This is a genomic window from Actinomadura verrucosospora (genome assembly GCF_039540335.1).
In the GTDB taxonomy this organism is placed as follows: Bacteria; Actinomycetota; Actinomycetes; order Streptosporangiales; family Streptosporangiaceae; genus Spirillospora; species Spirillospora verrucosospora.
The window spans coordinates 78,651-99,461 of sequence record NZ_BAABEV010000028.1 but is presented as its reverse complement, the minus strand read 5'-3'; the positions used below and the strand labels follow the sequence as shown (position 1 = coordinate 99,461).

Genomic DNA, 20,811 nt, shown 5'->3' with positions numbered 1-20,811 from the left:
GCCATGAGCGCTTTCGACGACGTGCCCGAGTGGGCGCCCAGGAACCTGCCGGAGCCGGGCGGCCCCGCGTCCCCGACCCCCTTCCTCGGGGCCTCGCAGCCGGCCGGGCTCCCGCCCCGCCGCACGCCGGGCGACCGGGAGGACGACCCCTTCGACGCCTTCAGCAGACCCGACCGGTCCCCCCGTCGCCCGGGCCCGGCGCACGCCGCCGAACAGCCGCGGGGGCCGTGGGCGCTGGGCGGGGGCCGGCCGCCGCGGCGGATCGGCGGCGTCCTGCTCGGGCCGCTGGCGGGCGCCGTCGGCCTGGTGCTGCTCACCGGGTTCGGCGCGTACGCGATCGCCTCGACGGGCGACGGCTGCTCCGGCGGCGCGGTGACGCTCGACGTGGCCGCGGCGCCGGACGTCGCACCGGCGGTCGTGCGGGCGGCACGGCGTTTCAACGACGCGCGCCGCGAGGCGGGCGGGCGGTGCGCCCGCGCGCGTGTGCGCGCCGCCGACCCCGCCGCGGTCGCGACGCTGCTGTCCGGCAAGGGCGTGGCCGGCGTCGCCCGCAGGCCGGACGTCTGGATCCCCGACTCCTCGCTCTGGACCGCGCTCGTCGGCGGCTCCGGGCACGCCCCGGCGGGCGGCGCCTCGGGACGGTCCGCCGGGATCGCCTCGACTCCGATCGTCCTGGCCGTGCCGCGCGGCCTGGCGACGCAGCTGCGCAACCTCGGCGCCCCGGAGCGGCCGTCGTGGAAGGACCTGCTCGCCGCGGCCGGGACGGCCCCGGACGCCGGACGGGATCCGGCCGACGACGCCGGGGTGATCCCGCCGCGGCTGCTCCGGCTCCAGGTCCCCGATCCGGCCCGCAGCGCGACCGGCATGGGCTCGCTGATCCTGGCGGGTGCGCTGCTGGGCGGCGCCCCCGGCGGCGAGGCGTCGTTCACCGGGGTGGTCCGCACGATCCGGGAGGGCGTCGCCGTCTCCGTCGACGCCGAGTTCGCCGCGTTCGCGGCGTCCGCCTCGTCCGGCCGGGGCGAGGCGGACCGCTACCCGGTCGCGATGGCGCCCGAGCAGGCGGTGTTCGCCTACAACGCGCGGCGCCCGGCCGAGGCGGCGGTCGCCGTGTACCCGGCCGAGGGGACGGTCTACCTCGACCACCCGTTCACCGTCCTGGCGCAGGACCGGGCCAAGGCGAGCGCGGCGCGCTTACTCGAGAAGGAGCTCGCGGGCAGGGCCGCCCGGGAGGACCTCCAGCGGCTGGGCTTCCGGACGCCCGGCGGAACCGCGCCCGCGTCGTTCTCCCCGCGGACCGGGCTGGATCCGCGGCCCCCGGTGGCGCTCCCCGACACGCCCGCCGCGGAGGTGCGGCGCACCATGCAGTCGTGGGCCCAGCTGTCGCTGAGCATCCGGATGCTGAGCATCATCGACGTGTCGGGGTCGATGGACGAGGAGGTCGGGCCCGGCGTGACGCGGCTGCAGTCCACGGTGCGCACGGCCCAGAGCGGGCTGGCGCTGCTGCCGGACGACAGCGAGCTCGGCCAGTGGATCTTCTCCACGGAGCTCCAGGGCGGCCGGGACTGGCGGGAGCTGGTCAGCGTGGGACCGCTCGACGAGCGGCTGGGCTCGGCGACCCGGCGGCAGCTCGTGCTGAGCGCGTTCGCGCGGATCCGGGTGAAGGAGCACGGCGACACCGGGCTGTACGACACGGTCATGGCGGCGTTCGACCACATGAAGCGGACCTACAAGCCGGAGTACGTGAACTCGGTCCTGCTGTGGACGGACGGGAGGAACGAGGACCCGCGCGGCCCGTCCCTGGAGGAGACGCTCGCCCACATGCGGCGCGAGTACGACCCGGAGCGGCCCGTCCAGGTCAACATGCTCGGCTACGGATCGGACGTGGACGTCAACGAGCTGCGGCGGATCGCGCAGGTGACGCACGGCGACGCCTACGTGGCCCGGACGCCCGGGCAGATCCAGGCGATCTTCCTCAGGGCGGTCTCGCGCCGGGTCTGCGAACCCGACTGCTGACCTGCCCGCGCACCCCTCTCGCATTTGATTCTAGAACTACCTTCGAGTTAACTTAGCGTTCTGTTAACAACGCTGGCGAGAGGGGCACGGCGTGCGCCGCACCGTTTTCAACGAGGACCACGAGGCCTTCCGGGACACGATCCGGGCGTTCATCGAGGCCGAGGTGGCCCCGGTCTACGAGGAGTGGGAGAACGCCGGCCACCCGCCGCGCGACTTCTACACCAAGCTCGGCGAGCTCGGCGTGTTCGGCATCCAGGTGCCCGAGGAGTACGGCGGCGCGGGCGAGACGAGCTTCAAGTACCAGGCCGTGATCTCCGAGGAGTGCGCCCGCGCCGGCGTGAGCTTCGGCGGCTACGGCGTGCACGTCAACCTCGTCCTGCCCTACCTGCTGAAGTACGGGTCGCCGGAGCAGAAGAAGCGCTGGCTGCCGCCGTTCGTGTCCGGCGAGATGATGACGGCCATCGCGATGACCGAGCCCGGCACCGGCTCCGACCTCGCCGGCATGCAGACCACGGCGCGGCGGGACGGCGACCACTACGTCCTGAACGGCGCCAAGACGTTCATCACCGGCGGCGTCCTCGCCGACCGGGTGCTCGTGGTCGCGCGGACGTCCCCGGCCACGCCGGAGAACCGCCGGGCGGGCCTGTCGATCCTCGCCGTGGACACCCGGAGCGAGGGCTACGCGGTCGGCCGCAAGCTGGAGAAGATCGGGCTGCGCAGCTCCGACACCGCCGAGCTGTCGTTCACCGACGTCCGGGTGCCCGTGGAGGACCTGCTCGGCGAGGAGGGCCGCGGGTTCGAGTACCTGACGCACAACCTCGCCGAGGAGCGCCTCGGCATCGCGACCAGCTCCTACGCGTCGGCGGCCGCCGCCGTCGAGTTCGCCCGCCGGTACGTCCAGGAGCGCACCGTCTTCGGCAAGACCGTGTCGTCGTTCCAGAACACCAAGTTCGTGCTGGCCGAGTGCGCCACCGAGGTCGAGGCCGCCCGCTCGCTCGTCGACCGCTGCATCGAGGCGCTGGACGCCGGCGAGCTCACCCCCGCCGACGCCGCCGTCTGCAAGCTGTTCTGCACCGAGGTGCAGGCCCGCGTCGTCGACAAGTGCCTCCAGCTGCACGGCGGCTACGGCTACATCCTGGAGTACCCGATCGCGCGCCTGTACGCCGACGCCCGGGTCGCCCGGATCTACGGCGGCACCAGCGAGGTGCTCAAGACCATCATCGCCAAGGACATCCAGGTCTGACGGAAGGGCTGCGCACATGACCGACACCCGGGTGGCCATCGTCACCGGCGCCGCGCGCGGCATCGGCGCCGCCACCGCCGTCCGTCTCGCCAGGGAGGGGTTCGCCGTCGCGGTCTGCGACCTGGACGAGGCCGCCTGCGCCGGCACCGTCGAGACGATCGCCGGGGAGGGCGGCACCGCGCTCGCCGTCGGCGTGGACGTCGCCGACACCGCGCGGGCGAACGCCGCCGTGGCGCGCGTCGCCGCGGAGCTCGGCCCGCCCGTCGTCCTGGTGAACAACGCCGGCATCACGCGCGACAACCTGCTGTTCAAGATGTCCGACGACGACTGGGACTCGGTCATGTCGGTGCACCTGCGGGGCTCGTTCGTGATGACCCGCGCCGCGCAGGAGCACATGACCAAGGCCGGCTGGGGCCGGATCGTGAACCTGTCGTCGGTGTCGGCCCTCGGCAACCGCGGCCAGGTCAACTACTCGGCGGCCAAGGCGGGCCTCCAGGGGTTCACCAAGACGCTGGCGATCGAGCTGGGCAGGTTCGGGGTCACGGCCAACGCGATCGCGCCCGGGTTCATCGCCACCGAGATGACCGCCGCGACCGCCGCCCGCGTCGGCGTCGACTTCGAGGACTTCAAGGCCGCGGCCGCCAAGGAGATCCCGGTCCGGCGCGTCGGCGTGCCCGAGGACATCGCCGGGACCGTCGCGTTCCTGGTGAGCGACGACGCGTCCTTCGTGTCCGGGCAGGTCATCTATGTGGCCGGTGGTCCCCGCGCGTGACGGGGCGCCCCGGGCGCGCGACCGGGAGAGGACGGAGGAGTCGCTGCGCGCGGCGGCGGTCGCGCTGCTGCGGCGCGGCGGCGTCCTCGCCGGGCTGAACCTGCGCCAGGTCGCCGACGAGGCCGGGGTCAACCGCGGGCTGGTCTACCAGTACTTCGGCTCCCGGCGGGCGCTGCTGCGCTCGGCGCTGTTCCACCGCTCGCGCCCGAACGCCGAGGACGCGGTGGACGCGGCAGGGCTGCCGCTGCGGGAGCGGCTGTCGCGGCTGTTCTGGACGAGCCTGCGCAACCCCGAGCCGGTCCGTCTGGCGACGCTGCTGGTCCTGGACGGCGACGACCGGCCCCGGGTCCTGCTCAACCGGGGCGCCGGCCGGGAGGACCTCGCGGCGGAGGCGGCGCGCGGCGAGCTGCCGGTCGAGGACGTGGCGGCCGTGCAGGCGGCCATCGCGTCCACGGTCTACGGGTACACGCTGCTGCGCGAGCACCTCGCGCGGGAGATCGGTGTGCCCGCCGAGGAGCTCGACGAGCGCATGGCCCGCTGCGTGGAGGCCATGTTCGCGCGCCGCCCCGGCTAGCGGGGGCGGGCCGCGGCGAGCCCTTCCGCGAGGGCGGCCGGGGCCTCGATCAGGGACGGGCCGTACCAGGTGAGGAGCCGGCCGCTGACGAGCGCGGCGTCGATGCCGGGGAAGGACTCGGGGCCGTCGTCCTCGGTGAAGCGGTACGGCTCGTCCGGCAGGACCACCAGCTCCGCGCCGGCCGCGTTCAGCTCACCGAGCGGGATCTTCGGGTAGCGCTCGGGATGCCCGGCGTAGACGTTGGACACGCCGAGCCGGGCCAGGACGTCGCCGGCGAAGGTGTCGCGCCCGACGACCATCCACGGCCGTCGCCAGATCGGGACCACCGCCGTCCGGGGCTCGCCGGGTTCGACCTCCGCCCAGACGCGGGACGCCTCCGCCAGCCAGCCGGGCGCCGGTGCCCGGCACGCCTCGGCGAGCATGCGCCCCAGCGACGCCAGCGCCTCCTCGACCGTGCGGATCCGCGTCATCCACACCGGCACGCCGGCCGCGCGCAGCGCCGCGACGTCGGCGGGCCGGTTCTCCTCGGTGTTGCCGACGACGACGTCGGGCCGCAGCCCGATGATCTTCTCCAGGTCGGGGTTCTTGGTGCCCCGCACCCGCGGCACGTCCAGGCCCTCGGGGCGGGTGCACCAGTCGGTGGCGCCGGCGAGCAGCTCCGGCGCGGTCGCCGCGACCGCCTCGGTCAGGGACGGGACGATCGACACGACGCGGCGCACCCGGTCCGGGAGACGGGCCGGGGCGCCGGTGTCGTCGTGGACGGCCATCGGCGGCGGGGCGTCAGACGTTGCGGCGGTACTGGCCGCCGACCTCGAAGAACGCGTCGGTGATCTGCTGGAGGCTGCACACGCGCGCCGCGTCCATCAGCACCGCGAACACGTTCTCGCCGGACCGGGCCGCGTCCTTGAGCGCGGCGAGGGCGGACCGCGCCTCGTCCCGGTGCGCCCCCTGGTAGGCGTGGACGCGGTCGAGCTGGGAGCGCTTCTCGTCCTCGGTCGCGCGGGCGAGCTCGATCGTCTGCGGCGTCCCGTCGCCGGCCTCGGGGCCGCGGAAGGTGTTGACGCCGACGATCGGCAGGGAGCCGTCGTGCTTGCGCTGCTCGTACAGCATCGACTCGTCCTGGATGCGGCCGCGCTGGTAGCCGGTCTCCATCGCGCCGAGGACGCCGCCGCGCTCGCTGATGCGGTCGAACTCCGCCAGCACCGCCTCCTCGACCAGGTCGGTCAGCTCGTCGATGATGAACGACCCCTGAAGCGGGTTCTCGTTCATCGCCAGGCCCCACTCGCGGTTGATGATGAGCTGGATCGCCAGGGCCCGCCGCACCGACTCGGCCGTCGGCGTGGTGACGGCCTCGTCGTAGGCGTTGGTGTGCAGGCTGTTGCAGTTGTCGTAGATGGCGATGAGCGCCTGCAGCGTCGTGCGGATGTCGTTGAAGTGCATCTCCTGCGCGTGCAGGGAGCGACCGGACGTCTGGACGTGGTACTTGAGCTTCTGGCTGCGCTCGTTCGCGCCGTACCGGTCGCGCATGGCGACGGCCCAGATGCGGCGGGCCACGCGTCCCAGCACGTTGTACTCGGGGTCCATGCCGTTGGAGAAGAAGAACGACAGGTTGGGCGCGAAGTCGTCGACGTCCATGCCGCGCGCCAGGTAGGACTCGACGTAGGTGAAGCCGTTGGCGAGGGTGAAGGCGAGCTGGCTGATGGGGTTCGCCCCGGCCTCGGCGATGTGGTAGCCGGAGATGGACACCGAGTAGAAGTTGCGGACCTGGTTGGCGATGAACCACTCCTGGATGTCGCCCATCATCCGCAGCGAGAACTCGGTGGAGAAGATGCAGGTGTTCTGCCCCTGGTCCTCCTTGAGGATGTCGGCCTGCACGGTGCCCCGCACGGTCGACAGGACGCGCGCCCGGATCTGCGCGGCCTCCTCTTCGGACGGCTCCCGCCCGTTCTCCTCGTAGAAGGTGTCCAGCCCCTGGTCGATGGCCGTGTTGAGGAAGAACGCCAGGATCGTGGGCGCGGGACCGTTGATGGTCATCGACACCGAGGTGGTCGGCGACGACAGGTCGAACCCGTCGTACAGCGCCTTCATGTCGTCCAGCGTGGCGATCGACACCCCGGACGTGCCGACCTTGCCGTACACGTCGGGGCGCTCGTCGGGGTCGCGCCCGTACAGGGTGACCGAGTCGAACGCGGTGGACAGGCGCGTCGCGGGCTGGCCCTCCGACAGCAGCTTGAAGCGTCGGTTGGTGCGGAACGGGTCGCCCTCGCCCGCGAACATGCGGGCGGGGTCCTCGTTGTCGCGTTTGAAGGGGAACACCCCGGCGGTGAACGGGAACCGGCCGGGCAGGTTCTCGTTGCGGAGGAACCGCAGCAGCTCGCCGTGGTCGGTGTAGCGCGGCAGGGCGACGCGGGGGATCCGGCTGCCCGACAGCGACTCGCGCGTGAGCTTGGTGCGCAGCTCCCGGTCCCGGATCCTCACGACCTGCTCGTCGCCGGAGTAGGACTCCACGACGGCGGGCCACCCCTCGACCAGCTCGGCGTTCGCGGGTTCCACGTCCCGGCGCGCCTTCTCCAGCAGGCCCTCCACCTCGGAGGCGTCCGTCAGCTCGGCGCGCACCTCGTCCAGCCGCTGGACGCGCCGGACCGCCTCCATCTGCGTCACCGTGTCGGCGTGGTAGTTCCGGACGGTCTCGGCGATGTCGGACAGGTACCGCACCCGGTTCGGCGGGATGACGGTCGCGGCGCCGGTGGACACCTTGGTTCCGACCTCGGGGAGCGCTCCGTCCTCCAGGCGCAGGCCGTGCTCCGCCAGCAGCCCGCCGAGGTGCTGGTAGAGCGCCGTGACTCCGTCGTCGTTGAACGTGGCGGCGCTGGTGCCGAACACCGGCATGTCCTCGGGTCGCTGACCGAACGCCTCCCGGTTGCGCACGAGCTGGCGGCCCACGTCGCGCAGGGCGTCGGCCGCGCCGCGCCGCTCGAACTTGTTGATGGCGACCACGTCCGCGAAGTCGAGCATGTCGATCTTCTCGAGCTGGGACGCGGCGCCGAACTCCGGCGTCATAACGTACAGCGACACGTCGACCAGCGGGACGATCGCGGCGTCGCCCTGCCCGATGCCGGGCGTCTCCAGGACCACCAGGTCGTATCCGGCGGCCTTGCAGGCGGTGACGATGTCCTCGACGTTCTCCGGCAGCTCCCGCGCGCCCCGGGTCGCCAGCGAGCGGAAGAACACGCGGTCGCCGTCCAGGGAGTTCATCCTGATCCGGTCGCCGAGCAGCGCGCCGCCGCCGCGCCGCCGCGTCGGGTCGACGGCGAGCACCGCGACGCGCAGCCGGTCGCCCTGGTCGACGCGCAGCCGCCGCACCAGCTCGTCGGTGAGCGACGACTTCCCGGAGCCGCCCGTCCCGGTGATCCCCAGCACGGGGACGCGCCGCCCGGCCGCCGCCTCGGCGAGCCGCGCGCGGTCGTCCCCGGGCAGGCCGCCGGCCTGCAGGCAGGTGATGGCCCGGGCGAGGGCGCGCCGCTCCCCCGCCACCACGGCGTCGGCCGGCACGGGCTCGGCGGCCAGGTCGACGTCGCACTCGCGGACCAGTTCGTTGATCATGCCGGGCAGGCCGAGCCGCTGCCCGTCCTCCGGGGAGAAGATCCGCACGCCGGCGTCCGACAGCCGCGCGATCTCCTCGTGCACGATGACGCCGCCGCCCCCGCCGAACACCTTCACGTGCTCGGCGCCGGCCTCCTTCAGGCTGCGCGACAGGTACTCGAAGTACTCGACGTGGCCGCCCTGGTAGGAGCTGATCGCCACGCCCTGCGCGTCCTCCTCCAGGACCGCGTCGACGACCTCCCGGACGGAGCGGTCGTGCCCCAGGTGCACCACCTCGGCGCCCTGGGACTGCAGGATGCGCCGCATGATGTTGATGGCCGCGTCATGGCCGTCGAACAGCGCCGCCGCCGTCACGAAGCGCACCGGGTGCACCGGCGCGTGCAGCTCCCGCGTCACCGTCTCCACCTCAACCCTTGGACATCCAATATTTGGAAGTTAAAATAGTTTCCGTGCGCGACGCAGTCAAGACCGAATACGGTGGCCCGGTGCCCGACATGCCCGATCCCATCGCCGAGGCCCACCGCCAGTGGAGCGGCCGCTGGCCCGAGCACGCCGACCGCATGGCGGCCGTCACCTCGGTGATGCGGGCCCAGCAGATCCTGCTCAGCCGGATCGAGGCCGTCCTCAAGCCGTACGGGCTGACGTTCGCCGCCTACGAGGCGCTGCGCCTGCTCGCCTTCGCCCGCACCGGGACCCTCCCCATGGGCAAGATGGGCGCCCGCCTCATGGTGCACCCCGCGTCCGTGACCAACGTGATCGGCCGCCTGGAGCAGCGGGGCCTGGTCGGCCGCCGCCCCTCCCCCGACGACCGCCGCGTCGTCCTCGCCACCATCACCCCCGCGGGCCGCGACCTCGCCGAGGAGGCCACGCTCGCCCTCAACGAGTCCGGCTTCGGCATCGCCGGCCTCCCCGCCGCCGAGGCCGCCGACATCACCACCGCCCTGCGCCGCGTCCGCATGGCCACCGGAGATCTGGACTGATCCCCCTGCCGGGGGCTGTGGCACCTTGGGAAGATGACGAGCGAGACGGTCTTCACCTATGGGGCGCCGCAGCTGAAGTTCGGGAGCGGGGCCGCGGACGAGATCGGGTTCGATCTGGCGCAGTTCGGGGCGCGGCGGGTGCTGGTCGTCACCGACGCGGGGATCGCGGCGACGGGCGGGCCGCACCGGATCGCGGACGCGATGAGGGCCTACGGGATCGAGGCCGCGGTGTTCGAGGGCGTGCGCGTCGAGCCGACGGACGCGAGCATGCGCGCGGCGGTCGAGCACGCCCGCGCGACCGGCCCCTACGACGCCTACGTGGCGGTCGGGGGCGGGTCGAGCATCGACACCGCGAAGGCCGTCAACCTCCTGACGACCAACGAGGGCGATCTCGCCGACTACCTGAACCCGCCCGTGGGGGCGGGACGGGCGCCGGAGCGGCCGCTGCTGCCGCTGGTCGCCGTCCCCACCACGACGGGCACCGGCGCGGAGAGCACCACGGTCTGCGTCCTGGACGTCCTGGACCTGCGGGTCAAGACCGGCATCAGCCACCCCCGGCTGCGGCCGGCGCTGGCCGTGGTGGACCCGGAGCTGACGATGTCGCAGCCGCCCGGCGTGACCGCGTCGGCGGGGATGGACATCCTGTGCCACGCCCTGGAGAGCTACACCGCGCGCCCCTACGACCGGTACGAGCGCAAGAGGCCCGAGGAGCGGGTGCCGTACTGCGGGGCCAACCCGGTGTCGGACATGTGGGCCGAGAAGTCGCTGAGCCTGCTGTCGCGGTCGTTCCGCCGGGCCGTCGCGGACGGGGACGACCGAGAGGCGCGCACCGACATGGCGCTCGCGGCGACGTTCGCCGGGCTCGGGTTCGGCAACGCCGGCGTGCACATCCCGCACGCCAACGCCTACCCCATCGCCGGGCAGGTCAGGGACTTCCGGCCGGACGGCTACCCCGGCGGGGAGGCGATGGTCCCGCACGGCATGTCGGTGTCGCTGACCGCGCCCGAGGCGTTCCGGTTCACCTTCGAGGCGCGCCCCGAGCGGCACGTCCGGGCCGCGGAGCTGCTCGACCCGCGGATGGACCGGCCGGACGACCCCGCCGAGCACCTGCCCCTGGCGGTGCTGCGGCTGATGCGCGACATCGGCATCCCGGACGGGATCGGCGGCGTCGGATACGGGGAGGGCGACGTCCCCGCGCTGGTGGAGGGGGCGATGAAGCAGCAGCGGCTGCTGGCGACCTCGCCGCGTCCGGTGGACGAGGAGGCCGTGGCCGGGATCTTCACCCGGTCGCTGCGGCTGTGGTGACTCAGCGGGCGCGGACCCAGGCGTCGACCAGGTCGGCGGCCTCGGGCCGGGAGTCCGGCAGGTAGTGGGTGTCCCTGATGCGGTGGAGGGTCCGGTCGGACGCGGCCAGGGCGTCGAAGATCGCGCGGGCGTCGCTCTCGTAGACGCACTCGTCCGCCGTGGCGTGCACCACCAGCGACGGGACGGTGATGCGCGCCAGGTGCGGGGCGGCAGTGCACTGCGAGGTGCGCAGGCTCCACATCGACAGCCAGGAGCGCAGCGTGCACAGCGAGCCGATGCCGAACACGCCGTAGTTGGCCTTGGCGGGGTCGCCGAGGTAGCAGCGGTTGGGCTCGCGGTCGGACGGCTCGATGGCGGGGTCGACCATCCGCAGGTCGGCCCAGGTGCGGTGCACGGTGAACAGCGCGTCGCGGGCGCGGGTGCCCTTCAGCGCGTCCAGGCGGGCGAGGACCCGGTCGGTGATGCGCTCGTTGCGCGCGCGCTGGGCGGCGCGGTAGCGGGCCTGGAACTCCGCGCTGTACGGGGGGCCGTTGCCGGGGTCGAAGGGGTCCAGGGACGGGTCGGCCGACAGCGGGTCGGTCTCGTCGGTGACCGAGGGGTCCATCCAGGCGGTGAGGACCTCCGGGCGGCCGGAGTGGGCGGCGAGCGCGACGAACAGGTCACCGGCGGGCAGGTCCTCGATGGCGGCGACCGGACGCATCCCCGCGACGGGCGTGACGTTGGGCTCGACGGCCTGGGACTGGTAGGCGGCCATCAGCGAGCCGCCGCCGGAGTTGCCGAGCAGGACGATCCGCTCGGCGCCCGCCCGCTCGCGGAGCCAGCGGACGCCCTCGCCGATCTCCGCGAGGGCGTGGTCGAGCAGGAAGTACGCCTCGTTGCCGCGGAAGCGGGTGTTCCAGCCGAGGAAGCCGTGGCCGCGGGCCGCGAGGTGCTCGGCGAGGTAGTGCTCGGAGAAGTCGACGTTGTAGTGGGCCGCGATGAACGCGGTCCTCGGGGCGGCCCCGGCGGGGCGGTGGTAGATCCCCTGGCACGGGTGGCCGCCCGCGCCCGCCCGGCCGGCCAGGGGCGACGGCAGCCCCACGAACTCCCTGACGATCTCGCCCATCCGGCGCCTCCCGGCCCGTTGCCGAATCAGGTTCTGAACAGTAGGGGGTATCGCCTCCGCACGACCACCCACCGCCTGGACGTGCTGATCCATCCCATATGCTGCGAATCACATCCGTTGTGTCGCAAGGAGGCGTGATGGCGGATTCGCCGACGATGACGTACGGCGGCTATCTGAGGCTCGACGACCTGCTGTCGTGCCAGGAGCCGAAGACCCGGGCGCACGACGAGCTGCTCTTCGTGATCATCCACCAGGTCTACGAGCTGTGGTTCAAGCAGATCCTGCACGAGGCCGCGCTGCTGCAGCGCCGGCTGGAGGAGGGCAACAGCGGGGGGTCGCTGCACACCGCCCGCCGCATCGCCAAGATCCTCAAGACCGTCGTCGGGCAGCTGGACGTCCTGGAGACGATGACGCCCCGGCAGTTCGCCTCGTTCCGCGACGCGCTCGGCAGCTCCAGCGGCTTCCAGAGCGAGCAGTTCCGCGAGATCGAGGCCGTCCTCGGGCGCCGCTCCTTCCCTGCCTCCGACCTGCGCGGCGACGAGCGGCTCCAGGCGGCCGTGTCCCGCCCCTCGGTGTTCGACTCGCTGCTGCGCTACCTCGCGGGGCGCGGCCACCCGGTGCCGCGCGAGGCCCTGGAGCGGGACTTCTCCCGGCCGTGGGAGCCCGACCCCGGGGTGCAGAAGGTCCTGCTCGCCGTCTACGCGGACGAGTCCGGGCCGGCCGCCGAGGTCTGCGAGGCGCTCGTCGACGTGGACGAGGGCGTCCAGGAGTGGCGGTACCGGCACCTGAAGATGGTCGAGCGGACGATCGGCGCGAAGATCGGCACGGGCGGGTCGGCCGGCGCCGACTACCTGCGCAGCACCCTGTTCGCCCCCGCCTTCCCCGACCTGTGGGAGGTCCGCTCCCAGACCGAGGAGGTCCCCGCCCATGGCGGCTGAGGGCGGCGAGCGGGTCGCGATCGTCGGGGCGGGCCTGGCGGGCTGCCTGCTCGCGGTGCTGCTCGGCCGCCGCGGCATCGCGGTGACGGTGTACGAGCGGCGCCCCGACCCGCGCGTCGCGGGCGCCGAGCGGGGACGCTCGATCAACCTGGCGGTCTCGGCGCGGGGCCTGGCCGCGCTGGAGCAGGTCGGCCTGCGCGACCGGTCGCTCAAGCAGGCGCTGCCCATGCACGGGCGGATGGTGCGCCCCCTGTCGGGGGCGCGGAACTTCCAGCCCTACAGCGCCGACGGGGAGCGCGCCATCAACTCCATCAGCCGCGCCGAGCTGAACCGGTCGCTGCTGGACACCGCCGAGAGCACGCCGGGCGTCACGCTGCGGTTCTCCCAGCGCGTCACCGGCGTGGACGTCGAGGCCGGCGCCCTCCTGCTGGAGGACGCGGCCCCCGAGCCCGCCGACGTCGTCCTGGCCGGGGACGGCGCCTACAGCGCGGTCCGCCGGTCGCTGCGCCTGGACGAGGACGCCGACTTCCTGGAGCACGGCTACAAGGAGCTGACCGTCCCGCCGAAGGACGGCGGGTTCGCGCTCGACCCCGACGCCCTGCACATCTGGCCGCGCGGGACCTCGATGATGATCGCGCTGCCGAACCTGGACCGCTCCTTCACCTGCACGCTGTTCTGGCCGAAGGAGGACTTCGCCGCCCTCGACTCCCCGGAGAAGGTCACCGCCTACTTCGAGCGGCACTATCCCGACGTGGCGGGCCTGATGCCGGAACTCGCGGACGACTATGAGCGCAACCCGGTCGGGTCGCTGGTGACCGTCCGGTGCTGGCCGTGGACGCGGTCCGGCGACGGAGCCGTGGTGGCGCTGCTGGGCGACGCCGCGCACGCGATCGTGCCGTTCTTCGGGCAGGGCGCGAACTGCGCGTTCGAGGACTGCATCGAGATCGACCGGTGCCTGACCGAGACCGGCGGCGACTGGGCCCGCGCGCTGCGGCTCTACCAGGAGCGGCGCAAGGCCAACACCGACGCGATCGCCGAGATGGCGCTGGACAACTTCGTCGAGATGCGCGACCGGGTGTCCTCGCCGGTCTACCGGGCGAAGCAGGCGGCGACGCACGCGCTGGAGCGCCGCCTGGCCGGACGCTACGTCTCCCGCTACGAGCTGGTGTCGTTCTCGACGATCCCGTACGCCCGGATCCCGGCGCGGATCAGGCGGCAGAACCGGGTGCTAGCCGCGGCCGCCCTCGGCTCCGCGGCGGCCCTCGGCCTCGGACTGCGGGCCCTCGCCCGGCGGCGCTGACGCCGGCCGGCGGCCGGCCGCCAGATCGGCGACGGCCGCCGCCAGCGCCGCCAGCACGAACCCCAGCACGACGATCAGCCCGTGCCGGAAGGCGGCCGCCCACTCCCCGCCGGTGCCGGCCAGCGTGGCGAAGAACACCGCCCCGACGGCGGCGATCCCCATCGCGGTGCCGACCCGCTGGCCGGTCTGCAGGACGCCCGCCGCGCTGCCGCCCTCGGTGTAGTCCACCTCCGACAGCGTGATCGTCTGGTTCGGCGAGATGACCAGGCCGGTGCCGAGCCCGGCCAGCAGCAGCGGCGCCGCGGTCGCCCAGGCCACGCCGGCGCCGGGCCTCAGCTCGACCGCGAGCCACGCCGCGCCGAGCCCCGCGAGCACCAGGCACAGGCCGGCGGCGACGAGGGGGCGGCCGAACCGGGAGACGACCCGGCCGCCGAGCGCGGACGCCACACCGGACCCGACCGCGAAGGGGGTGATGGCGAGGCCCGCGCCGAGCGCGCTGTAGCCGAGGCCGTTCTGCAGGTAGAGGGTGAAGATGAAGAACACCGCGGTGAACCCGGCGAAGTACAGCAGCGCGATCGCCGTGCCCAGCGTGTAGGAGCGGAGGCGGAACAGCGAGAGGACGACCATCGGCGTCCGCGCCCGGCGCTCCCAGGCCGCGAAGGCCACCAGCAGCGCGGCGCCCGCGGGGATCAGCAGCCACTTCAGGGCGCCCCGCCACTGCTGCTCCTGGACGAGCGGCAGGAGCACGCACAGGACCCCCGCGCCCAGCAGCAGCACCCCGAGCGGGTCCAGGCCCTGCCGCTGCCCGTAGACCGGGGCGGGCAGCAGCCGCCACGCCAGGAACAGCGCCGCGATCCCGACGGGGATGTTGACGTAGAACACCCACCGCCAGCCCTCCGCCGATCCGGCGATCGCGATCAGCCCGCCGCCGAGCAGCGGGCCGACGGCGGTCGCGACCCCGATGACGGCGCCGAGCGCCCCGAACGCCCGTCCGCGCTCGGCGCCCCGGAACAGCTGCTGGATGAGCCCGGCGACCTGCGGGTTGAGGATGCCGCCCGCGACGCCCTGCACGAGCCGGGCGAGGACGAGCAGCAGGATCGTCGGGGCGACGCCCGCCGCCGCGCTCGCCGCCGTGAACAGGGCGAGCCCGGACATGAACACCGCCCGGCGGCTGCGGGCGTCACCGAGCCGCCCCGCCGGGACGAGGACGAGCCCGAACGTCAGGGCGTACCCCGACAGGATCCACTGCAACTGGGCGTCGGACGCGTGCAGACCCGCCCGGATCGACGGCAGCGCCACGTTGACGATGCTGACGTCCAGCAGCGTCATGAACGCCGCGACAAGGCACACAGAAAGCGCTCGCCACCGCCTGTCCATTGCCTTGTTCTCCTCCTTCGGGCCCGGAGGGCCCTCCATCGTCGAAAAACGCGGCGATCGCTGGCACTGCTCCGACTCGCAAAGAGGCTCGCTGCGCGATCCGGTTCTCGCTTTGCTCGCGTCTCCGCCCCCGGCCCTGCCTTCGGACGCGATCGAAACCGTTGGGGTTGTCGTTCCGTTGCGGTGGTGGGTGGCTGAGGTCGCGGGCGGGTGAGTCGTTTTCGCGGCCTCTGGAGGTGTCTAAGCTCGCCCCATGACCAACGCCGATCCGGGGAACGGCCCTGAGGAACTGCAGTGCTCCGCCAAGGGGTGCCGTGCCGACGCCGTATGGGCGCTGCGGTGGAACAACCCTAAGATCCACACGCCGGACCGGCGGAAGGTCTGGCTCGCCTGCGACGAGCACCGCGAGAGCCTGTCGGCGTTCCTGTCCCGCCGGGACTTCCTGAAGGACGTGGTGCCGGTCGCGGAGCGCGACGAGCCCGCCGGCCGCGGCTAGGCGTCGTCGAGGACCGGCTCGCCGGCCTGCTCGGGCACCTCGGCCCGCCAGCCCTCGGCCATCTCGGTCAGCCGGGCGGCGGCGTCCCGCGCCGGCACGCCGCGGCCGACCGCGAGGCCGAGCAGGTAGGCCGTCAGCGGCGCGCCGGGCCGCGCGACGTTGTGGGCGACGTCGCGTGCGAGGTCCAGGACGAGGCCCTGGTCGACGTCCCCGCGCTCCAGCCCCAGTTCGAGGCACGCCGCGCTGAGCCAGTCCTCAAGGACAGACATGGGTTCCCCCTTCGAGCATGGTGCTGGTGGTGTGCCCACTCTCGCACGATCAAAGCAGGCGCTCGGCGGCGGCCAGCTGCTCCGGGGTGTCGCAGTCGTACCAGGCGGGGCGGGCGTCCGGGGGCAGGGCGACCGGCACGGGGTCCAGGGGGCCGAGGAGGCCGCGCAGGGACGCGCCGTCGTAGCCCGCCAGCGCCGTCCGCAGGGCGCCGGCGCGCCAGCAGCCCGCGAGCCACTGCTCGCGGCCGTCGCCGTCCACGAGGACGGCCCCGTCGCGTTCCGCCGCCGCCTCCAGCAGCGCCGCGACGTGGGCGGGGCGGAGGAAGGGCAGGTCGGCGGCGAGCAGCGCCAGCCTCGGCGCGCGGACCTCGGCGAGCCCGGCGCGCAGCGCGGGCACCGGCCCGGCGCCGGGCGGGTCCTCGCGGACGACGACGGCGCCCGGCAGGACGTCGCGGCGCGGCCCCACGACGATCAGCCGGGACGCTCCGGACGCGGCGGCCGCCGCCCACTCGATCAGCCGGCGTCCCCCCACGGGGGCGGCGGGCTTGTCGGCGCCGAACCGCCGGGCGCGCCCGCCCGCGAGCAGCACGGCGTCGAAGGGCGGGCCGGCGTCCACGCGGGTCAGCCGCCGATCGCCGACATGGGCCGGGCGGGCTGGAGGAACGCCGGGTCGTCGATGCCGTGCCCGGCGCGCTTGGTCCGCACGGCCCGGCGCCACCGCTCGGCCAGCTCGGCGTCGTCGGCGCCGCCGCGCATCGCGTCCCGCAGGTTGGACTCCTCGGTGGCGAACAGGCAGTTGCGGACCTGTCCGTCGGCGGTGAGCCGCACCCGGTCGCAGGCCCCGCAGAACGGCCGGGTGACCGAGCCGATCACGCCGACCGTCTCGGGGCCGCCGTCGACCAGGAACGACTCGGCGGGGGCGCTGCCGCGCTCGTGCGCGGTGTCGGGCACGAGGTCGAACTCGGCGGACAGCCGGTCCAGGATCTCGTCCGCGGTGATCATGTTCTCGCGGGTCCAGCCGTGCTGGGCGTCCAGCGGCATCTGCTCGATGAACCGCAGCCGGTAGCCGTGCTCCAGGCAGTACCGCAGCAGCGGGACGGCCTCGTGGTCGTTGATCCCGCGCATCAGCACGGTGTTGATCTTGACCGGTGCGAGGCCCGTCCGGCGCGCCGCCGCCAGCCCCTCCAGCACGTCGGCGAGCCGGTCGCGGTGCGCGAGGCGCCGGAAGGTCTCGCGGTCGAGGGTGTCGAGGGAGACGTTGACCCGGTCGAGCCCGGCCTCGGCCAGCGGCGCGGCCAGCCGGTCGAGCCCGATGCCGTTGGTGGTCAGCGAGGTCTGGGGGCGCGGCGCCAGCTCGGCCGTCCGCCGCACGATGCCGGCGAGGCCGCGCCGCAGCAGCGGTTCGCCGCCCGTGTAGCGGACCTCGGTGACGCCGAGGTCGCGCACGGCGAGCCCGACCAGCCGGACGACCTCGTCGTCGGTGAGCAGTTCCGGCTTCGGCAGCCAGTCCAGCCCCTCGGGCGGCATGCAGTACGAGCAGCGCAGGTTGCACCGGTCGGTGAGGGAGACCCGCAGGTCCGTCGCGGTACGGCCGAAGGTGTCGACCAGCACGGGCACCCCTTCCTGTCGCGGTCTGGATCTCCAGCCTATTGCGGTGGTTGACGATCCGATCCCCCTCGGGAGACGGTGATCTTCCATCGGGCGGCAGGGAGGCCGGAGTGGCGACGTCGCGGGAGTGGGAGTTCGCGGGCACGCGGGGAGCGGTCACCGCCCGGAGCTGGGCGGACGGCGAGCCGCGCTACGTCGCGGTGCTCGTGCACGGCTACGGCGAGCACCTCGGCCGCTACGGCCACGTCGCGGACGTCCTGGTGCGGCACGGGGCCGTCGTCTGCGGCCCGGACCACGCGGGCCACGGCCGCTCGGCCGGCGAGCGCGTGCTGGTGGAGGACGTCGAGGACGTCGTCGCCGACCTGCACACGGTCGTGGAGGCGGCCCGCGGCGACCACCCGGGCCTGCCCGCCGTCATGATCGGCCACTCCATGGGCGGGCTGATCGCCACCAGGTACGCCCAGCTCCACGGCGACGGCCTCGCAGCGCTCGTGCTGTCCGGACCGGTCCTCGGCCGCTGGCACGTCGTCGAGGAGCTGCTGCCCCTCGACGCGATGCCGGACGAGCCGATCGACACCTCGACGCTCTCTCGCGACCCCGCGGTCGGCAAGGCCTACACCGAGGACCCGCTGATCTGGCACGGCCCGTTCAAGAAGCCCACCGTCCGGGCGCTGGACGACGCCCTGCGCCGCGTCAACGAGCACGGGCCCCTGGGCGCGCTGCCGACCTTCTACGTCCACGGCGACGCCGACGAGCTCGTCCGCCCGCGGGACACCCGCGTCGGCATCGAGGCGATCCGCGGGGACGACCTCACCGAGCGCCTCTATCCGGGCGCCCGTCACGAGGTCTTCAACGAGATCAACCGCGACGAGGTCCTCGCCGACGTCACCGCCTTCATCGACCGCGTCCTGCCGGAGGCGCCCCGGTCCGGCGCCTGACCCGCACGGGCGCCGACGACCCGGTGCGGCGCGCCCGCCGTCCTCCCGCGGCCACCCCCGTCTGACTGGTATGGCCACATAAAGAAGGCTGCCGAGTCAATATCGCTCTACGTAGCATTATTTTTACCGAGAGGCACCATCTCGCGATCCAAGGGGGGACGCGCACATGAGCCGAACGAGGATCCGCCACCGGGCGGTCGCGACCGTGGAGCGCCGGCCCGCGGACCTCCGCGAGGACGGTGGCACATGACGCTGGTGGGGGCGGCCGTCACCCCCCTGACCGGCCAGACGTGGACGGCGGCGATCAGCGCGTTCGAGACGCTCACGGACCGCCCCATGCCGGTCCGCCGCTGCTACGACGGGGCCCCGCCGTCCTCGGTGAGCGCCTCGCAGCTCCGCTACGACGTGGGCGTGCGCAAGAGCGTCTACAGCATCAAGCCGACCATGTCGACGCCGCTGTCGGCGCTCCAGGCGCTCGCGTCCGACATCGTCGCCAAGGGCGCCCAGTGCGACGTGATCATCTACCACGAGCCGGTCGACAACATGTCCGGCGACGCCTTCGTCAGCCTCTACAAGCGGTCGGCGCCGCCGTTCCGCGCGGTGGGGGTGAAGGTGGGGGTGTGCTTCACCAACTACTCGTGCAACCTGCCCTACTCCGATCCGCGGTCGGCGCTGCGGAATTACTGGCCGGACTCGGGCATGGTCGACTTCATCGCGATCGACGAGTACCCGATCGGGGAGATCACCTCCACCACGGACGCCGCCCCGATGGACGCCCGCACGCGGCGGGTCTGCCAGTTCGCCGACGCCCGCGGCATCTCCCTGGGCCTGGCCGAGTACGGCGTGGACGCCTCGTGGGACGTCACCAAGTCCGATCGGTGGCTGCGGTCGGTCACCGACTGGGGACGGGCCCGCGCGAGCCTCGGCCACCCGCTGCGGTGGGCGAACTACTTCCATTCCGGTGTCTACCGGCTGACGCACGCCGAGCACCTGGACGCCTACAGCGACACGGCCCAGCTTCTGAAATAGGGTCCGGCGGCCCGCGGGGGGCGGGCCGCCGGGCACGGCCGCCCCGCCGGGGTCAGCCCTTCACGCAGATGAGCTGGCGGAGGTGCGCCACGACCTCGACGAGGTCGGACTGGGCCTCGATCACCGTCTCCAGGTCCTTGTAGGCGCCGGGGATCTCGTCGATGACGCCGCTGTCCTTGCGGCACTCGACGCCCCTGGTCTGCTCGACCAGGTCCTCGACCGTGAAGTGCTTGCGGGCCTTGTTGCGGCTCATCCTGCGGCCCGCGCCGTGCGAGGCCGAGTTGTAGGCGGTCTCGTTGCCGAGGCCGCGGACGATGTAGGTGCCGGTCGCCATGGAGCCCGGGATGATCCCGAGGTCGCCGGCGCCCGCGCGGATCGCGCCCTTGCGGGTGACGAGCAGCTCGACTCCCCCGTACTCCTCCTCCGCCACGTAGTTGTGGTGGCAGGAGATGACCTCGCCCCACCTGCAGCGCTTCTCGCCGAACTGCCTGGTGACGACGTTCTGCGCGAGCGCGGTCATGACGGCGCGGTTGCGGCGCGCGTACTCCTGCGCCCAGAACAGGTCGTGCCGGTAGGCGTCCATCTTGGCGGTGCCGGTGAGGAACACGGCGAGGTCGCCGTCCGGCAGGTCCTGGTTGTGCGGCAGCTTGCGGGCGGCCTCGATGTGCTGCTCGGCCAGCTCGTTGCCGATGTTGCGCGACCCCGAGTGCAGGACGAGCCAGATCGCGCCGTCGTCGTCCGCGCACAGCTCCAGGAAGTGGTTGCCGCCGCCGAGCGTGCCCATCTGCGAGCGGGCGCGGCCGAGGCGGGACCGCACCGCCGGGTGCAGGTCGTCGAACGCCTTCCAGAAGTCGTACCAGCCCCGTTCCTTCAGGCCCGGCAGAGCGGACGGGTCCACGGCGGTCCTGTGCGAGCCGCGCCCGACGGGGATCGCCTTCTCCAGCCGCGAGCGCAGGCCCGACAGGTCGTCGGGCATGTCCTCGACGGTGAGCGACGACTTCGCGGCGGTCATCCCGCAGCCGATGTCGACCCCGACGGCGGCCGGGGACACCGCGTTCCTCATCGCGATCACCGAGCCGACGGTGGCGCCCTTGCCGTAGTGGACGTCGGGCATCACCGCGAGGCCCTCCACCCACGGCAGGGCGGAGACGTTGCGCAGCTGGTCGAGGGCGAGGTCCTCGACGGTGTCGGGGTCGGTCCACATCCGGATCGGGACGCGGCCGCCCTTCAGGGTCTGGTACGGCATTCCCACTCCTTGATC

19 protein-coding genes are annotated in these 20,811 nt (G+C 73.5%); 11 read left to right on the top strand and 8 right to left on the bottom strand.

Going from position 1 to position 20,811, the window contains the following annotated elements; all coding sequences use genetic code 11:
* Window positions 1-3: 3 nt before the first annotated feature.
* From ABD944_RS26905 to ABD944_RS26890, 4 genes are all read left to right on the top strand, one after another.
* Window positions 4-2,013: a substrate-binding domain-containing protein gene (locus ABD944_RS26905; RefSeq protein WP_345181183.1), complete on the top strand. Its 2,010-nt coding sequence runs from the start codon at window positions 4-6 to the stop codon at window positions 2,011-2,013.
* Between the two features lie 91 nt (window positions 2,014-2,104).
* Window positions 2,105-3,256 carry an acyl-CoA dehydrogenase family protein gene (locus ABD944_RS26900; RefSeq protein ID WP_345181181.1) on the top strand — a complete coding sequence of 384 codons (1,152 nt, stop codon included), beginning with the start codon at window positions 2,105-2,107 and terminating at the stop codon, window positions 3,254-3,256.
* 16 nt (window positions 3,257-3,272) lie between these two features.
* Window positions 3,273-4,028, top strand: coding sequence for a 3-oxoacyl-ACP reductase FabG (gene fabG, locus ABD944_RS26895; protein ID WP_345181179.1), 756 nt, complete (start codon window positions 3,273-3,275; stop codon window positions 4,026-4,028).
* Window positions 4,012-4,602, top strand: a complete 591-nt coding sequence (locus ABD944_RS26890; RefSeq protein ID WP_345181177.1) for a TetR/AcrR family transcriptional regulator — start codon at window positions 4,012-4,014, stop codon at window positions 4,600-4,602. Before fabG ends, ABD944_RS26890 begins: the two co-directional genes overlap by 17 nt.
* On the opposite strand, the gene ABD944_RS26885 is transcribed toward ABD944_RS26890, so the two are convergent.
* Together ABD944_RS26885 and icmF are read right to left on the bottom strand one after the other, a co-directional pair.
* Window positions 4,599-5,369 (bottom strand): helical backbone metal receptor, encoded by a 771-nt coding sequence (locus ABD944_RS26885; RefSeq protein WP_345181175.1) that lies wholly within the window; start codon window positions 5,367-5,369, stop codon window positions 4,599-4,601. The two genes, ABD944_RS26890 and ABD944_RS26885, sit on opposite strands and share 4 nt — an antisense overlap.
* Before the next feature lie 13 nt (window positions 5,370-5,382).
* Window positions 5,383-8,610 (bottom strand): fused isobutyryl-CoA mutase/GTPase IcmF, encoded by a 3,228-nt coding sequence (gene icmF / locus ABD944_RS26880; protein ID WP_345181173.1) that lies wholly within the window; start codon window positions 8,608-8,610, stop codon window positions 5,383-5,385.
* Window positions 8,611-8,699: 89 nt separating this feature from the next.
* Here icmF and ABD944_RS26875 point away from each other — a divergent pair, with 89 nt between their 5' ends.
* Together ABD944_RS26875 and ABD944_RS26870 are read left to right on the top strand one after the other, a co-directional pair.
* Window positions 8,700-9,185: a MarR family winged helix-turn-helix transcriptional regulator gene (locus ABD944_RS26875; protein WP_345181233.1), complete on the top strand. Its 486-nt coding sequence runs from the start codon at window positions 8,700-8,702 to the stop codon at window positions 9,183-9,185.
* A gap of 33 nt (window positions 9,186-9,218) precedes the next feature.
* A complete protein-coding gene (locus tag ABD944_RS26870) occupies window positions 9,219-10,490 on the top strand; it encodes a hydroxyacid-oxoacid transhydrogenase (RefSeq protein ID WP_345181171.1) in 1,272 nt (423 codons plus the stop codon).
* A 1-nt stretch (window position 10,491) separates the two neighbouring features.
* Here the strand turns inward: ABD944_RS26870 and ABD944_RS26865 are convergent, their stop codons facing one another.
* Window positions 10,492-11,595, bottom strand: coding sequence for an alpha/beta hydrolase (locus ABD944_RS26865; RefSeq protein WP_345181169.1), 1,104 nt, complete (start codon window positions 11,593-11,595; stop codon window positions 10,492-10,494).
* A 137-nt stretch (window positions 11,596-11,732) separates the two neighbouring features.
* Between ABD944_RS26865 and ABD944_RS26860 the strand changes: the two genes are divergently transcribed.
* Window positions 11,733-12,533 carry a tryptophan 2,3-dioxygenase gene (locus tag ABD944_RS26860; protein ID WP_345181167.1) on the top strand — a complete coding sequence of 267 codons (801 nt, stop codon included), beginning with the start codon at window positions 11,733-11,735 and terminating at the stop codon, window positions 12,531-12,533.
* The gene (locus ABD944_RS26855; RefSeq protein WP_345181165.1) at window positions 12,523-13,833 is read left to right on the top strand and encodes an FAD-dependent oxidoreductase; all 1,311 of its coding nucleotides are present in this window, start codon (window positions 12,523-12,525) and stop codon (window positions 13,831-13,833) included. Before ABD944_RS26860 ends, ABD944_RS26855 begins: the two co-directional genes overlap by 11 nt.
* On the opposite strand, the gene ABD944_RS26850 is transcribed toward ABD944_RS26855, so the two are convergent.
* Window positions 13,762-15,183, bottom strand: coding sequence for a DHA2 family efflux MFS transporter permease subunit (locus tag ABD944_RS26850; RefSeq protein WP_345181163.1), 1,422 nt, complete (start codon window positions 15,181-15,183; stop codon window positions 13,762-13,764). The genes ABD944_RS26855 and ABD944_RS26850 overlap by 72 nt on opposite strands.
* A gap of 280 nt (window positions 15,184-15,463) precedes the next feature.
* Between ABD944_RS26850 and ABD944_RS26845 the strand changes: the two genes are divergently transcribed.
* A complete protein-coding gene (locus ABD944_RS26845; RefSeq protein WP_345181160.1) occupies window positions 15,464-15,706 on the top strand; it encodes a hypothetical protein in 243 nt (80 codons plus the stop codon).
* On the opposite strand, the gene ABD944_RS26840 is transcribed toward ABD944_RS26845, so the two are convergent.
* Genes ABD944_RS26840 through moaA form a run of 3 tightly spaced genes read right to left on the bottom strand, consistent with a single transcriptional unit; the run spans window position 15,703 to window position 17,586 of the window.
* Window positions 15,703-15,975, bottom strand: coding sequence for a DUF6457 domain-containing protein (locus ABD944_RS26840; protein WP_345181158.1), 273 nt, complete (start codon window positions 15,973-15,975; stop codon window positions 15,703-15,705). The genes ABD944_RS26845 and ABD944_RS26840 overlap by 4 nt on opposite strands.
* A 49-nt stretch (window positions 15,976-16,024) precedes the next feature.
* A complete protein-coding gene (mobA, locus tag ABD944_RS26835) occupies window positions 16,025-16,591 on the bottom strand; it encodes a molybdenum cofactor guanylyltransferase (RefSeq protein ID WP_345181156.1) in 567 nt (188 codons plus the stop codon).
* A gap of 5 nt (window positions 16,592-16,596) precedes the next feature.
* Window positions 16,597-17,586, bottom strand: a complete 990-nt coding sequence (moaA, locus tag ABD944_RS26830; RefSeq protein WP_345181154.1) for a GTP 3',8-cyclase MoaA — start codon at window positions 17,584-17,586, stop codon at window positions 16,597-16,599.
* Between the two features lie 107 nt (window positions 17,587-17,693).
* Between moaA and ABD944_RS26825 the strand changes: the two genes are divergently transcribed.
* Both ABD944_RS26825 and ABD944_RS26820 read left to right on the top strand, forming a co-directional pair.
* Complete coding sequence (locus tag ABD944_RS26825; protein WP_345181151.1) at window positions 17,694-18,521, top strand: alpha/beta hydrolase; 828 nt, start codon at window positions 17,694-17,696, stop codon at window positions 18,519-18,521.
* Window positions 18,522-18,767: 246 nt separating this feature from the next.
* Window positions 18,768-19,550 carry a hypothetical protein gene (locus ABD944_RS26820; RefSeq protein WP_345181149.1) on the top strand — a complete coding sequence of 261 codons (783 nt, stop codon included), beginning with the start codon at window positions 18,768-18,770 and terminating at the stop codon, window positions 19,548-19,550.
* Window positions 19,551-19,602: 52 nt separating this feature from the next.
* Here the strand turns inward: ABD944_RS26820 and ABD944_RS26815 are convergent, their stop codons facing one another.
* Window positions 19,603-20,796: an RtcB family protein gene (locus ABD944_RS26815; RefSeq protein ID WP_345181147.1), complete on the bottom strand. Its 1,194-nt coding sequence runs from the start codon at window positions 20,794-20,796 to the stop codon at window positions 19,603-19,605.
* Window positions 20,797-20,811 lie beyond the last annotated feature (15 nt).

Excerpts from the sequence above, each read along its gene's own strand:
- ABD944_RS26845 (WP_345181160.1), top strand. The coding sequence starts at position 15,464 with ATGACCAACGCCGATCCGGGGAACGGCCCTGAGGAACTGCAGTGCTCC.
- ABD944_RS26820 (WP_345181149.1), top strand. The coding sequence starts at position 18,768 with ATGACGCTGGTGGGGGCGGCCGTCACCCCCCTGACCGGCCAGACGTGG.
- ABD944_RS26905 (WP_345181183.1), top strand. The coding sequence starts at position 4 with ATGAGCGCTTTCGACGACGTGCCCGAGTGGGCGCCCAGGAACCTGCCG.
- ABD944_RS26815 (WP_345181147.1), bottom strand. The coding sequence starts at position 20,796 with ATGCCGTACCAGACCCTGAAGGGCGGCCGCGTCCCGATCCGGATGTGG.
- ABD944_RS26840 (WP_345181158.1), bottom strand. The coding sequence starts at position 15,975 with ATGTCTGTCCTTGAGGACTGGCTCAGCGCGGCGTGCCTCGAACTGGGG.
- ABD944_RS26855 (WP_345181165.1), top strand. The coding sequence starts at position 12,523 with ATGGCGGCTGAGGGCGGCGAGCGGGTCGCGATCGTCGGGGCGGGCCTG.
- ABD944_RS26885 (WP_345181175.1), bottom strand. The coding sequence starts at position 5,369 with ATGGCCGTCCACGACGACACCGGCGCCCCGGCCCGTCTCCCGGACCGG.
- ABD944_RS26875 (WP_345181233.1), top strand. The coding sequence starts at position 8,700 with ATGCCCGATCCCATCGCCGAGGCCCACCGCCAGTGGAGCGGCCGCTGG.
- ABD944_RS26870 (WP_345181171.1), top strand. The coding sequence starts at position 9,219 with ATGACGAGCGAGACGGTCTTCACCTATGGGGCGCCGCAGCTGAAGTTC.
- ABD944_RS26860 (WP_345181167.1), top strand. The coding sequence starts at position 11,733 with ATGGCGGATTCGCCGACGATGACGTACGGCGGCTATCTGAGGCTCGAC.
- fabG (WP_345181179.1), top strand. The coding sequence starts at position 3,273 with ATGACCGACACCCGGGTGGCCATCGTCACCGGCGCCGCGCGCGGCATC.
- ABD944_RS26865 (WP_345181169.1), bottom strand. The coding sequence starts at position 11,595 with ATGGGCGAGATCGTCAGGGAGTTCGTGGGGCTGCCGTCGCCCCTGGCC.